The sequence below is a fragment of the Streptomyces sp. NPDC004752 genome, assembly GCF_053601275.1.
The window spans coordinates 1-13,394 of sequence record NZ_JBSGBN010000193.1 but is presented as its reverse complement, the minus strand read 5'-3'; the positions used below and the strand labels follow the sequence as shown (position 1 = coordinate 13,394).

Sequence of the window (13,394 nt, the reverse complement as noted above, 5' to 3'; positions counted from 1 at the left end):
TCGTTAAAAATTTTTTCCCTCCCGCAGGCTCTTCGTTTTTTTCGTTTCTGGCCCCGCCCCCCGCGATGCCGGGGGGCGGGGCCTGTTGTGCGCCCGGTCCGATCCGCGGGCCGGCGACCCGACCCGGCCCCGTCCTACGGCCGTCCGTCCCGGTCGGCGGGGCTCACGCCCAGGTAGAAGTCCTGGCGGGCGGCCACGAACGCCTCCATGGTCTCAGCGGGTACGCCGGTGACGCGCGCGACATCGTCGGACGCGCGGTCGTAGCGGTTCTCCCGGTGCAGCCGGGCCATGGTGGCGATGTGCTGTTCGGTGTGCGGCGGCAGGCCCGCCCGCGCCAGCACCCGGGCCCTGCCACCGTCGCACTCCCCGCCCCCGGCCCTCCCACCCGGATGGCGGACACGCCTCCCACGGCGGGCGGGGACCGGAGCGGCGCCCGGTTGCCGCCGGGGGCGGGTGCGCCTTGAGTGGATCGTGCGCGCTCGGGGCGACGGGCGCCGCCCCCGCACACATTCCAGCCGGGACCGGCCCGAACCGGAGGCATCATGTCCGACATCCCCCCGCCCATCACGCCGTACCTCGAACCCGCCGCCCGGGAGCTGGCCGAGGCCACCGCCGGGCACCCGCGCATCTACGAGGTGCCGCCGGAGAAGGGGCGCGACATCCTCCACGGGCTGCAGAGCGGCGAGGACGTCGGGCGGCCGGAGGTCGACGAGGAGTGGGTGACCGTCGACGCCGGGAAGTGGGGGCGGGTGCGTACCAGGATCATCCGGCCCAGGGAGGCCACCGGTACGCTGCCCGTGGTCTTCTTCATCCACGGCGCCGGCTGGGTGTTCGGCGACGACCAGACACACGACCGGCTCTTCCGCGAACTCGCCGTCGGGGCGGACGCCGCGGGTGTCTTCCCGGTCTACGACCGCGCCCCCGAGGCGAGGTACCCCGCCCAGGTCGAGCAGAACTACGCGGTCGGCCGGTGGCTCGCCGAGCACGGGGCCGAGCACGGGCTCGACCCGGGCCGGGTGGCCGTGGCCGGGGACTCGGTCGGCGGCTGTATGTCGACCGTGTTCGCGCTGATGAACAAGGAGCGCGGCGGCCTCGATCTCAAGGCGCAGGTCCTGCTGTATCCCGTCACCGACGCCGACTTCGACACCCCCTCCTACCGGCAGTTCGCGGAGGGCTACTACCTGACGCGCGACGGCATGATCTGGTTCTGGGACCAGTACTCCGAGCCCGCGCAGCGGACCGAGCCGCATGCCGCGCCGCTCCGGGCGGGCCTCGATCAGCTCAGGGGCCTGCCCACCACGCTCGTCATCACCGACGAGGCGGACGTCCTTCGGGACGAGGGCGAGCGCTACGCCAACAGGCTGCGGGAGGCGGGGGTGGACGTCACCGCGGTCCGGGTGGGCGGCATGGTCCACGACTTCATGATGCTGGACAGCCTGCGCGACACCCACGCCGCGCGCGTCGCCCGCCACTTGGCCGTGCAAGCCCTCCACAAGGCCCTGCACGGCCACTGACCGCGAGCGGACGAGGAGGCTGCGATGAGGCGGGGATGAGGCGTGGGGGGGGGTGGCGCAGATCGCGGGCGGAGCCGGGCCACCCCGGGCGGGGGGGGGGGGGGGGGGGGGGGGGTGGGGGGGGGGGGGGGGGGGGGGGGGGGGGGGGGGCCCCCCCCCCCCCCCGGCGGGTGGGGCGGACGGCTCAGGCCGTCAGCCGGGCCAGCACCGAGCGCATCGCCCGCCGGACGGCCGCACGCGACTCCTCGGTCGTGTCGAGGGTCTCGAAGCCGTGCCGGCCGTGCGGCACGTCGACCACCTCGACATCCGCGCCGCAGCCTTCGGCCGCGGTCAGGAACTCCTCGACGGTGGCGGCGATCTCGGGCATCTCCAGGCCCGCCCGGGTGAGGACGAGGGGCAGGGCGCCCGCGTCCGCCACCGCGTCCGCCGGGCGGAACCGGCCGCCGGACAGCCCCCAGTTGGGCAGCGGCGCCAGGATCGGGTAGCTGGCCGCGACGCAGCGCAGCCACGCCGGGGGTGTGCGCAGCCAGTCCGCCAGGAGCGGTCCGCCGCCGGAGAAGAACCACAGCGCGACCCGGTCCGCGGCCACCCGCGGGTCGGCCCGTACCCGCTCCACGGCGGCGGCCACGTCCGCGGCGGCACGCTCGTAGTCGGTCACGTCGTGCAGCCGGTGGTCCAGGGTCACGCCCACCACGCCCTGGTCGGCGGCGTATTGGGCGTATCCGACGAAACTCGGCCAGTCCCGGGGGGTCGGGCGGGCCCCGGCGGGCAGCGGGCCGCCGTGTACGAACACCACGGCCGGCCACGGGCCTGGGGCGTCGGGCGGATAGAGGTCGATGTTCGCCGTGCGCTCACGCGGGCGCTCGGGCACGTCCAGGAGGAACGGCCGCAGGTGCGCGGGCGGTTGTGCGGTGCCGGCCGGCGCCAGGCGGTGCCCCTCGCCGGCCGCGGCGCGCAGCAGCACCACGGCCAGTTCGGTGGGGCAGGACAGCATCGGCCAGTGTCCGGTGGCCAGTTCGAAGAAGGTCACTCGCTCCTCGACCAGGGCCGCCAGCGCGGGGTCGCCGAAGTCCACCCGTTTCTGGACCAGTTCGATGCCGCCGCCGTTGCCGGTGCACAGCACCCCGGTGGTGGGCACCGCGGCCGCCGCGCCGGTCAGCCGAAGTGGCTGGAGCAGGGTGCCGAGCGGCTGCGGCACGGCGCGGTCCGTGAGCCGCTCCAGCGCCGCGTCGGGGATCCCGGCAGTGCTGCCCCAGCGCTGCCACTGCGCTCCGGACGGCGGCGCCAGCACCCCGTCGGCTCCCGCTGCTTCGGCGCGTTCGGCAAGCCGTGCCCGTAGCTCCTGGTCGGGCACGGCGGCCAGGGCCGGGACGCCGTCCTGCGGCAGCGGCCCGTCCACGCACACGATCCGGGCGATGCGCTCCGGTCGCCGGTCGGCGGCGCCCAGCGCCGGATGGATGCCGTAGCCGTGGCCGACCAGCACGATCTTCCCGCCGGCCGACGGGTCCACCGCGTCGATCGCGGCGACCACATCCGCGACATGTGTCTCCAGATCGACACGGGGGCCCGCCTCGCCTTCGGCTGCGCCCGGCCCGGTGAGGGCGACCGCGTGCGCCTCGGCGCCCGCCGCGGCCAGCCGCGCGGCCGTCTGCTCCCACACGTGTGCGCCGGTGAACATACCGGGCACCATGATGAATACGGTCATGGCACTCTCCTCAGCACGTGGTCGGCGCGGGCCGGCCCCGTCGCCCGGCCCGCGCTCACCGGTACGGTAGGAACTCCCCCGGAGGGAGATTCAACTGTCCATGTCGTACGACGGCCTGTGGAGCATCGGCGAACTCGCCGAGCACGCGGGCGTCACCGTCAAGACCGTCCGCTTCTACTCCGACCGCGGGCTGCTGCCGGAGACCTCGCGCAGCGTCGGCAGGCACCGCCGCTACGGCCCCGACGCGCTGGACCGGCTGCGTCTGATCCGCTCCCTGCGCGCCCTCGACCTGCCGCTCCCCCAGGTGCGCCGCATCCTTGAGGAGGAGGTCGAGGGGAACGAGGCGAGCTTCGGGGGCAGCGCGCTGGAGAGCGCCGTCGCGGGACGGCTGCGCGACCTCGGCTCCCAACTCGCGGCTCTGCGCTGGCGGGAGGCGGCGCTGCGGCTGGTGCAGGAGTCGCCGCCCGGTGTGCGGGCCGAGCGGCTACGGCTGATCGGTGCGCTGGCCGTGCCGCCGAGCACCGCGTCCATGGCACGGTTCTGGCGGGGCTGGCTGCCGGCCCGGATGCCGACCCCGGCGGTGGCGGCGTTCCTGGACGTGGCGGTACCGGCCCCGCCCGACGACCCCGCACCGGAGCAGGTGTTGGCCTTCGCCCGGCTCAACGCCCTGACGACCGGCCCGTGCACCGGCACCGGGCCGACCCAGCCCGTGGCGCACCGGACCGCGGGGGCCCAGGGCGCGGCCGTGCTGTACGCGGGCCTGGCCGAGGCGTACGAGCTGGCGGGCGTGCAGCTGCGCCGGGGCCGGCCGCCGCACCCCGGTGAGGCGCTGGACGGTTTCGTGGCCGCCTACACGAGCGCGTACGGCACCCGGGACACGCCCGCGTTCCGCCGTCTGCTGGCCGGGCAGCTGGCGGCCGATCCGAGGATCGACCGGTACTGGGAGCTGACGGCCGTGGTGCTCACCTCGCCGGGCCGGCAGCCGGAGCCGACGCCCGGGTCCGCGCACGACTGGCTGCTCGGGGCGCTGGCCGGGCAGAGCGGCGACGCGGCCCCGGATCCGCCGCCGTCGACGCCGTCCGGCGGGCGCCCGTCGGCACCCCGGTAGCCAGAGCCATCACGGGATGAGATGACCCTCATCCGGATTCATCGGCGCGGGCGGGGAAGCGATGAGGGCCGCCGAGCGCTGACGCAGCGGAGGGCAGCGACGAAGCTGCCGGACGGACCGCAAGAACCCTGCCGGACCCACCGCCGCGCCGATGGCCCGTCCTCTCAGGCACGGGACCTACGACGTGATGGGCGAGGGCCGGCGAGCCGTGATCGGCTATCGGCTCGCCGCCCGGCACCGTGACCACGCCGACGCCCTGGCCCTGGTGTTCGCCGAGGCGCCCTTCCCCGGATTCGGTTTCGAGGACCACACCGCCCTCACCCGGTGAACATCGCGAGCGGAACGCCCCGCCGCGTCGGCGGTACGCTCCACCGGGTGGGGCGCCGAGGAAGGGACGGGGGAAGGGAGCGGTCGGCGGCATGGCGGACACGGGGGAACAGGACGGACAGCACGCCGGACGGGCGCGAGGAGGTCCGTGGGCACCGTTGGCGTACCGGCCCTTCCGCTGCCTGGCGGCCGGCCGACTGCTGGTGTACTTCGCCAACGCGATGGCCCCGGTCGCCCTCGCCTTCGCCGTGCTCGACACGACCGGCTCGACGACCGATCTGGGCCTGGTGGTCGGCGCGCGTTCGCTCGCCAACGTGGCGCTGCTGCTGGTCGGCGGGGTGGTCGCCGACCGGGTGCGGCGCACGCTGGTGCTCCAGGGCTCGGCGCTGGCCGCGGCGGCGGTGCAGGCGGCCATCGCCGCGAGCGTGCTGCTGGCGGCGGCATCGATTCCGGTGCTGATACTGCTCAGCGTCCTCAACGGCGCCCTGGCCGCCATGTCGTTGCCGGCGTCCGCGGCCCTGACCCCGCAGACCGTGCCGTCCGAGCTGATCCGCCCGGCCAACGCCGTGATGCGGATGGGCACCAACCTGGGCGCCATCGCGGGCGCCTCACTGGCGGGCGTGGTGGCGGCCGTCCTCGGGCCCGGCTGGGGCCTGGCCGGTAACGCGGTGGCGTTCGGCTGCGCGGCGGTGTGCTTCCTGGGCGTGACGGTGCCCCGGGCGACCGGGCAGGCCGCGCCCGGCCGGCGGAGCCGTCCCCTGCGCGAACTGCACGAGGGCTGGCGGGAGTTCACCGCCCGCCGCTGGGTGTGGCTCGTGGTCCTGCAGTTCATGGTGGTCAACGCGGTGATCGCGGGCGGCGTGCAGGTGCTCGGCCCGGGTATCGCCGACGCCACCTTCGGCCGTGGGCTGTGGGGCGCCGTTCTGGCCGCCCAGGGGGCGGGGGCCCTGGTCGGCGGGATCCTCGCCGCCCGCTCCCGGATCCGCCACGCGCTGCTGCTGGGCGTCGCGCTGACCGCGGTGGAGGCGGTGCCGCTGGTGCTCCTCGCCCAGGCACCGCACGCCCTGCTGCTGGGCGTCGCGATGTTCGGCAGCGGGCTGGCCCTGGAGCAGTTCGGGGTGGCCTGGGACGTCTCGTTGCAGGAGAACATCCCGCACGACCGGCTGGCCCGCGTGTACGCCTACGACGCGCTGGGTTCCTTCGTGGCCCTGCCCCTGGGCGAGATGACCGCCGGTCCGCTGGCCCACCGCCTGGGCACCGACACCACGCTCCTGGCCGGGGCCGCCCTGGTGACCGTCGTCACGGCGGCGGCCCTGTGCAGCCGCCAGATCCGCACCCTGACGACGGGCCGCACACCGACGACGACCGGAACACCACACCCGCCCGAGACACCGGCCACACCCGAGACACCGGGTACGACGAGCCCGACGGCCACACCCGAGACGCCAGACACGCCGGGCACGACGGGCACACCCGAGACGCCGGGCACGGCCGAGGCACTGCCACGGTGACGCCCCGCTTCGTCACGGCGGCGGCCAGGGTTGCCCCGTGACGGCAGGCGGTTCCCCGGCAACCAGGCAGCGATCTCTCGGTGACCCGGACATCGGTTACCCGTTGTGGCCCCGCAGACCGGACCCGGATAAGAAACAGCACGTGCGGTATGTCAACGGCGTTGAACACGGCGGGAACCGGCGGTGCGGTGTCAGACCTCGGTGGTCACCGGAGCGGCCTGGCCTGCGCGTTCGGCCGCTGCCTCGCGTACCACGCGGGCGCCGCGGTCGGGCGCGGTGTCCAGCCTGACCAGTGCCGCGGGGGTGGCGATGGCCGGCAGCATGTGGTTGTACAGGTCGGATACCCGCTCGCTGAGGTCGCTCCAGCGTGAACTGGCCTCGGAGAACGCCTGGGTGCCCAGCCAGGCACCGAGGAAGCACTCCGCGGTCTGCGCGGGCACGACGTGCGGCAGCACCTCGCCCCGTTCCCGGGCCTCGGCCAGCTGCGCGGCGGACCGCTCGATCCAGGCCGGCCAGGCGCTGCCGAACAGGGTGCGTCCCTGTAGGTCGCCGGAGAGGCGGATGCCTGCCAGCAGGATGACGTCCCGGGGGATGCGGTGGGCCAGCGACATCCCGGTGTCCACCCACTCCTGCAGCTTCAGTTCGCGCGGCACCCGGTGGTCGCGGGTGGTCTGTTCCTCGATCACCCCGCGGGCCAGGGCCTCCTTGGAGTCGAAGTGGAAGTACAGGGCCCCCTTCGTCACCCCGGCCCGTTCCAGGATCTCCGCGATGGTCGCCGCCGCGTAGCCATGCTCCGCGAAGACCGAGGCCGCGGCCTCGACAACAGCACGACGGGTCCGTACTGCACGCTCCTGCCGTGCCATGGGACCCCTCCTTTGGTGAAAACCAAACCGAATGTGGTGCACCCTACCCCAATCCGCTGTGACGCCCCGGCCGTGATCGGGCCGGGGGTCCCGCAGTGCTGACGGGCCGTCAGTCGTCAATGGGGCCACCGCCGCTGACACGCCTCGTGTGCTACGCGAACCAGCCCGCTGCGGTCGGTTCGCGCGCGCACCGCCTGTTCGCCGGTCCGCGGTCGGCCGCGCCGACCCGCCGGGCTTGCGGGGCTTGCGGGGCTTGCCGACCGGCCCGGCCGAGTCTGCGTCTGCGTCTGCGTCTGCGTCTGCGTCTGCGGATACCGTCACGGGGCGCGCGAGCGGGCGTCCCGTGCCAGCCTGACCACAAGGACTGGCACCGCGAGCCGACCGGCGGGAGGAGATGTGAACTCCGACAGACGCAGCGAGGACGGCGCGGACGAGCTGACACCTCCCGCGGCCGGACCGGACCGGCGCCGTTTCCTCGGTGTGTGCGCGGGGATCGGGCTCTCCTCGGTGACTGCCGCCGCGTGCGCCCCGTCCGCTCCCGCGGCACGTCCCACACCCGCCGCACACCGGGCCGAAGCGGAGCGGGACCGCCGGGGAACACCCGATTGGCGCATCCGGTCGCGTGGTCCCGCCGCCGCCGTCGTCGGCTATGCGGACCGGTCCAGCGTGACGCCCGGCGAGGAGTGCGGACTGCATGTGTCGACGACCGCCTCGTCCTTCCGTGTCTCGGCCTTCCGTATCGGCTGGTACGGCGGCGCCCAGGCCCGACTCGTCTGGTCCTCCGGGCGCGTGCCGGGCCGCGCCCGCCCCGAACCCCGCTTTCTGCCCGACACGCGCACCGTGCGCGCCGACTGGCCCCGCAGCCTCGTCTGCGACACGACCGGCTGGCCGGAAGGCGCGTACCTGCTGCGGCTCGACGCGGAGACCGGCCACCAGCGCTACATCCCGCTGGTCGTCCGCTCCACCCAGGCGTCCGGGCGCACCGTCCTCATGCATGCCCCCGCCACCTGGCAGGCGTACAACCGGTGGGGCGGCTACAGCCTGTACACCGGCTCCTCCGGCGCGTACGCCACCCGCTCCCTGGCCGTCAGCTTCGACCGCCCCTACGACGGCGACGGCGCGGAGAAGTTCCTCGTGTACGAGCGCGCGGCGGTGGTCCTGGCCGAACGGCTCGGCATCCCGCTCGCCTACACCACCGGCATCGACGTGCACCGTGACCCGGCGGTCCTGCGCGGCGCGTCGACGGTGGTCGCACTGGGCCATGACGAGTACTGGACCCCGCAACAGCGCGACCACATCACCCGAGCCCGCGACTCCGGCACCAACATCGCCTTCCTCGGCGCCAACACCTGCTTCCGGCGGGTCCGCCTCGAACCGGGCGACACAGCGGCCGACCGCACCGTGGTCTGCTACAAGTCCTCGGTCCGCAGCGACCCGTACTACACGGCCCACCCCGCCCTGGCGACGACCGACTTCCGCCTCGCCCCGGCGGCCGACCCCGAGTCGTCCCTGACCGGGGTGCTGTACGAGGGGTATCCCACCGACGCGCCGTACGTCGTGCTCGCCGCCGACCACTGGCTGTACGACGGGACCGGTGTGCGCCCCGGCGACGCATTCGCGCACCTCGTCGGCGTCGAGTACGACCGTGTCACGCCCGGCCCGTCGGTCCCCGCACCACTGGAGATCACGGCCCACTCCCCACTCGTGTGCAACGGCCGCCCCGGCCACAGCGACTCCGCCTACTACACGGCCGCCGACGGCGCGGGCGTCTTCGCCACCGGCACCATGCGCTGGGTGGAAGGGCTCATGGCGGGCACCCCCGACGGTGGCCGCGACCACGGCATGGACGCCCGCACCCGCGCCTTCGTCACCCGCACCACGGAGAACCTGCTCCGTGGCTTCTGTCAAGGCCCGGCGGCCCGGCACCGGCCCGTGCCACGCCCGAACACCGAGGACATGTACCGGAGTTCCACCGCGTAGGACGACGACGGCGACGGCGGCTTCGTACGGGCCGCCGTCAGTCGGCGTGCAGGACGGCGAAGCCGGCCTCGCCCTCGTGGAACTGGGCGAACAGTTCCACGAGGGTGGCCGGGCCCTCGTGGTCGACGAGGAGCACCGACTGTTTCTCGCCGTCCAGTTCGGCGGGCACGAAGTCGGTCACGATCGTGCGGCGCAGCAAGGTGACCCGGTCGTCGTCCGCCGGGTCCGGTGCGAGGTGGGCGAGTTGCTCGCGGAGGGTGTCGGTGTGGTCGGCCAGATCGGCGGTGAGCACCTGCCGGGAGGCCCTGATATCGACCGACAGCCGGTCGCCACTGCGTTCGTAGCGGGCCGACAGATCGAACGGCAGCAGGTAGAAGACGCCCTCCTCGCCCTCGTGACCCCGGTTGAGCAGCACGCAGACCATGCGCTCCCCGGGGTCCTCGGACGTCGTGTCGATGCGGAGGAGCACGCCGGTCTCCTCCGGGCCGAACGGTGGCACGGCGGTGATCCATATGCCTGGTGAGTCGTCCATGCGGGGTATCCAAGCACACGCCTCCGACCGGTTCCGGTGGCAGGACGACCGGTTCCGGTGGCAGGACTACGGGGCGGCACCCGCGTCGGTCCGGCTCAGGTGTGGCCGTCCGCAGAGCGCCGCCCCGGGTCGGTCGGGGTCAGCCCCGGCCGGTGCGCGGCAGGACCTGGATCGTGTCACCGACGGCACGCTCGCCGGTCGCGTCGGACGTGGTGTTGACGAGGGCGCCGTCGACCGCCATCGCGGTGGAGCCGCCGCCGTCGAGGTTGAGGGCCTGTACGGCGCCGAGGGAGCGCATGAAGTCGGCTGCCTCGGCGAGTGTGAAGCCCTCGCTGACGCCGGGCCGGCGGCCGTCCACGGTCACCAGCAGGAGCCGCCCGTCGCGGTCGACGCCGGCCAGGGTGCGGGGCTGACGGACGTTGGACCAGGCGAAGCCGAAGGAGAGGTCGAGCGGGTCCAGGGTGCCCTCGGTGGCGGCGTCGATGTGCACCCGGCCGTCCTCGACCAGGGTGGGCGCCGCGCTGACGATGCTGTCGTCGCCGTCGAGCCCGACCTGGCGCCCCGAGGCGTCCCGGACGACCTCGCGCAGTGTCAGCCGTCGGCCGATGTCGGCGTGCTCGGTGAGCCAGGCGGCCGCCGTCCCGGTGCCCTGGAGGACGGAGCCTTCCGCGGGCACGGCGCCGCCCCGGTCGCCGCGGGAGACGACGACTCCGCGCTTGTCCAGCACCACCTGGACGCCGCTGCCCGTGGGCAGTGCGGCCCGGAACGCGGGGGTGAACTTCACCAGGTCGTCCGCGAGCGTGCAGGTGGTGTCGTGCCGGGGCAGCTCGGTGGGCACGGCGCCGGGACGGCCGCAGTTGCGCAGCTTGCCCGGGACCCGGTTGATGCCCTGGACCGCGTGGGTGGCGGCGCCGGCGCGCACGGTGACGGTGGTGGACAGGTCCGCGACGCGCGGGCGCCGTCCGCCGTCGCCGAGGACCAGTGCCGCGCGTGAGCCGACGGCCATCGACTCCAGTTCGCCGTGCACGGCGGACAGGCCGGCCATCGTGCCCTGGACGCCGTCCGCGTCCGAGGTGATGAAGAATCCGCCGTTCACGCCGACCAGGGAGCCGAGTCGGGCGGCCACCGTGGAGGTCTTCTCGCGGTCGGCGACGTCACCGCCGTCGCTGACCTCGATCGTGCCCTGCAGCCGGGCCGGGTCGACGACGGCGACGTGGATGCGTTCCGCGTCGGCGCGCTGCCGTCCGTCGTAACCCGTCCACTCGACGGACGTACGGAAACCGGCCGCGGACACCGCGGAGTTGAGCGTACCCGCCTCGGCCTGGGTGGCGTACCGGCCGATCCTGACCTGCCAGCCCATCGTGGAGCGCGGGGTGTCGGAGTACTGGTCCCACACCACCCGTTCCAGCCGCGGTTCGAATCCGGCCGCGCGCAGCCGGCCGGCGGTGGCGTCGGCCCAGTCCCGGTTCCCCAGGGGAGCCCAAGTGGCGGCGCCGGTGAGGCGGTTGACGGCCGGTGCCTGGACGGTGACCGTCCACACGCCGGCGGCGTCGGGGTTGTGCAGCACTCCGGTGCGGACCTGGACGCCGGGCGCCACGCTCCGCGTGGTCCAGGTGATCTCGCTGGTGGCCGGGGCGGCGGCCTGCGCGCTCGCGGCGCCCTGCGGGACGAGGGCGATCAGGGCCAGCGCGGTCCCGAGCGCGATGCCTCTTCCGACTCCCTGCTTTGCGCGGCGCGCCCCGCGTCTCGGTGTTTCGGCTGTGGCGGACATGCTTCTCCTGACCTACGGCTCCTGCGGTGCCGGACCGCATGCCGGCGCCGCGCTCGGCCCCCATCCCAGGTCCGTGCCGGGACGGTGGGGTCAAGTGTCAGGGACCTGCCGGGGAATCCTCGGTGACATCCGGACACGAACACCGCCGCGCCTGCCGGGCGCGGACCGCCCTCGGTCAGTCCGGAAGGGACCCCCGGAACACGGACAGCAGGGGGTAGGGGGTGGCGGGCGCCCCGTTGCCGGCCGGGCGTCAGCCGGGGGCACGGCGACGGCCGGACCAGCGGTTTCCCGTGCCCTACGACATCGATTCCGGCGAAACCGATTCCGGCGAATCCAGCGCATCCGGCGGCTTGCGTTCCACCGCATCCGGCGGCTTCCGTGCCGCCTGGCGCGCCGCTTCCACGCGCGCTTTTCCGAGCACTCCGGCCGGATCCGCGTCCCGCTGGAGGGAGAGCAGGGTCAGCTGCCACCAGTCGGTGAGGCGGTCGGTGACGGTGTGCGGGCCCTCCAGGGCCTCGGTGAGGGTGCAGAGGCCGAAGAAGGCCCGGACCAGGGTGCGTGCGGTGGCGGCGGGGCGTACATGGTGCGCGAGGTGGCCGGCGGCCCGGGCCTGGGAGAGGAGGCGGGTGGCGGCGGCGGTCCACAGGGCGAAGGGGTCCGGCAGCGGGGCGTCGATGGTGTCACGCTCGGCCCACAGGCGTGCGCCCGCGCGCGTGAGAGTGTCCTCGGCCAGGGCCCAGGCGATCTCATAGCTCAGGATGACGAGGCGCTCGAGGGGCGGCACGGCGCGGTCCGTGTACCGCACGGTGAGACCCGGCCAGGTGGCGAACCGGTCCTGGACGACGGCGCGGGCGATCCCCTCCTTGCTGGCGTAGTGGAAATAGACGGAGCCGCTGGTCCGCCCGGACCTGGCACTTATGTCGTTGACGCTGGTGCCGACGTATCCCTGTTCGGCGAAGAGGCAGGCCGCTGCCTCCAGGAGTGATCTGCGGGTTGCCCTGGCCCGTTCCTGCAACGTGCTGTCCACTTTCGCTCAATGTTCCCGTGACGACGGAGAATGTAATGCGCCCGCGTACGCCGGGGGTAATTCACTCCTCTTATGCACAAGAATTGCTCAACTTTTTCGAAGGTGAGTTCTTGCGGGTGATTCCGGGCCCCACCCGGCGCGGTTCCTGGCAGTGGCACGACTTTTTCCGACCCGGTCGCACCCATTCCGCCTTGCCTCCCGCATATGCCTCAACTCGGCAGCATTTATGCAGGGTTTGACGGGCCGCAGGCACAGCCGACAAGCGTCGCGCACTCGATCCCGCTTACACCCCCACTCCGACAACTGTCGAGCACTCGAAGTAGTGATTGCGTCATGCTCCGAACCGAAAATAGCGTAGCGACCGCGATGTTTCCCCTTTGCGACGTAATGACCTGAGTGCGGGCTGTTTCGTCCGTACGACGACACCGATGGACGCGCGCGGTCGGCGCGCGTCCGGCACGGGGAACCGCAGCACTCGCCCACACCGCGGTCCACCACGAGCATGGCCGCCTCTCCCGCAGGAGACACCGTGACGCCCCAGGCATCTCCCCTTCTCGACTGGTCCCCCGACGCCGTCGTCTTCGACTGCGACGGCACCCTGATGGACACCGAACGCCACTGGCAGGACGCCCGGACCAGGGCCCTGCGCGCCTTCGGGCTGAGGCCCTCGCCCGGGTTCGCGGAGCGGGCCAAGGGCGTGCACTACACCGACTGCGGCCGACTGATGGCCGAGGAGGCGCACAAGCCCGAGCTGACCGACGAGCTGACGCGGGCACTGCTGGAGCACTTCCTGGAACTCGTCGCCAACGATCCCGTGACCATGCCGGGGGCCGTGGAGTTCGTGCGCTCGCTGTCCGGCCGGCTGCCGCTCGCGGTGGCCAGCAACTGCCCCCTGGAGGTCGTGGAGGAAAGCCTCTCCCGGGCGCGGCTGCTCCGGCACTTCCAGCACATCGTCGTGCCCTCCGGCATGCCTCCGGACGCGCCCGGCACGGAACCCGGGGCGTCCGGCGCGGACCCGGGGACGCCCGGCGCGGACCCGGGGACGCCCGGCGCGGG

11 protein-coding genes and 1 pseudogene are annotated in these 13,394 nt (G+C 73.8%); 6 read left to right on the top strand and 6 right to left on the bottom strand.

Annotated features, from left to right (window positions below; all coding sequences use genetic code 11):
* Window positions 1-134: 134 nt before the first annotated feature.
* Entirely contained in the window at window positions 135-341 is a 207-nt protein-coding gene (locus ACWEKM_RS43240; RefSeq protein WP_451626792.1) for a hypothetical protein, read from the bottom strand.
* A gap of 201 nt (window positions 342-542) precedes the next feature.
* Here ACWEKM_RS43240 and ACWEKM_RS43235 point away from each other — a divergent pair, with 201 nt between their 5' ends.
* Complete coding sequence (locus ACWEKM_RS43235) at window positions 543-1,514, top strand: alpha/beta hydrolase (RefSeq protein ID WP_451626791.1); 972 nt, start codon at window positions 543-545, stop codon at window positions 1,512-1,514.
* A gap of 184 nt (window positions 1,515-1,698) precedes the next feature.
* Here the strand turns inward: ACWEKM_RS43235 and ACWEKM_RS43230 are convergent, their stop codons facing one another.
* Window positions 1,699-3,219, bottom strand: coding sequence for an alpha/beta fold hydrolase (locus ACWEKM_RS43230; protein ID WP_451626790.1), 1,521 nt, complete (start codon window positions 3,217-3,219; stop codon window positions 1,699-1,701).
* Between the two features lie 100 nt (window positions 3,220-3,319).
* Here ACWEKM_RS43230 and ACWEKM_RS43225 point away from each other — a divergent pair, with 100 nt between their 5' ends.
* From ACWEKM_RS43225 to ACWEKM_RS43215, 3 genes and pseudogenes are all read left to right on the top strand, one after another.
* Complete coding sequence (locus ACWEKM_RS43225; protein WP_451626789.1) at window positions 3,320-4,327, top strand: helix-turn-helix domain-containing protein; 1,008 nt, start codon at window positions 3,320-3,322, stop codon at window positions 4,325-4,327.
* A gap of 163 nt (window positions 4,328-4,490) precedes the next feature.
* Window positions 4,491-4,649 (top strand): annotated as a pseudogene (locus ACWEKM_RS43220) (alpha/beta fold hydrolase); the annotation flags it as partial.
* Between the two features lie 97 nt (window positions 4,650-4,746).
* On the top strand, window positions 4,747-6,165 hold the full coding sequence (locus tag ACWEKM_RS43215; RefSeq protein WP_451626788.1) for an MFS transporter: 1,419 nt from the start codon (window positions 4,747-4,749) through the stop codon (window positions 6,163-6,165).
* 191 nt (window positions 6,166-6,356) lie between these two features.
* Here ACWEKM_RS43215 and ACWEKM_RS43210 read toward each other — a convergent pair whose 3' ends face one another.
* Window positions 6,357-7,028, bottom strand: a complete 672-nt coding sequence (locus ACWEKM_RS43210; protein WP_451626787.1) for a ScbR family autoregulator-binding transcription factor — start codon at window positions 7,026-7,028, stop codon at window positions 6,357-6,359.
* A gap of 396 nt (window positions 7,029-7,424) precedes the next feature.
* Here ACWEKM_RS43210 and ACWEKM_RS43205 point away from each other — a divergent pair, with 396 nt between their 5' ends.
* The gene (locus ACWEKM_RS43205) at window positions 7,425-9,008 is read left to right on the top strand and encodes a N,N-dimethylformamidase beta subunit family domain-containing protein (RefSeq protein ID WP_451626786.1); all 1,584 of its coding nucleotides are present in this window, start codon (window positions 7,425-7,427) and stop codon (window positions 9,006-9,008) included.
* A 37-nt stretch (window positions 9,009-9,045) separates the two neighbouring features.
* Here ACWEKM_RS43205 and ACWEKM_RS43200 read toward each other — a convergent pair whose 3' ends face one another.
* From ACWEKM_RS43200 to ACWEKM_RS43190, 3 genes are all read right to left on the bottom strand, one after another.
* Complete coding sequence (locus ACWEKM_RS43200; protein ID WP_451626785.1) at window positions 9,046-9,540, bottom strand: hypothetical protein; 495 nt, start codon at window positions 9,538-9,540, stop codon at window positions 9,046-9,048.
* Window positions 9,541-9,679: 139 nt separating this feature from the next.
* Entirely contained in the window at window positions 9,680-11,311 is a 1,632-nt protein-coding gene (locus ACWEKM_RS43195) for a phosphodiester glycosidase family protein (RefSeq protein ID WP_451626784.1), read from the bottom strand.
* Between the two features lie 295 nt (window positions 11,312-11,606).
* Window positions 11,607-12,326 carry a ScbR family autoregulator-binding transcription factor gene (locus ACWEKM_RS43190; protein WP_451626793.1) on the bottom strand — a complete coding sequence of 240 codons (720 nt, stop codon included), beginning with the start codon at window positions 12,324-12,326 and terminating at the stop codon, window positions 11,607-11,609.
* Window positions 12,327-12,867: 541 nt separating this feature from the next.
* Between ACWEKM_RS43190 and ACWEKM_RS43185 the strand changes: the two genes are divergently transcribed.
* The coding region (locus ACWEKM_RS43185) for an HAD family hydrolase (protein WP_451626783.1) at window positions 12,868-13,394 on the top strand (527 nt) is incomplete at its 3' end.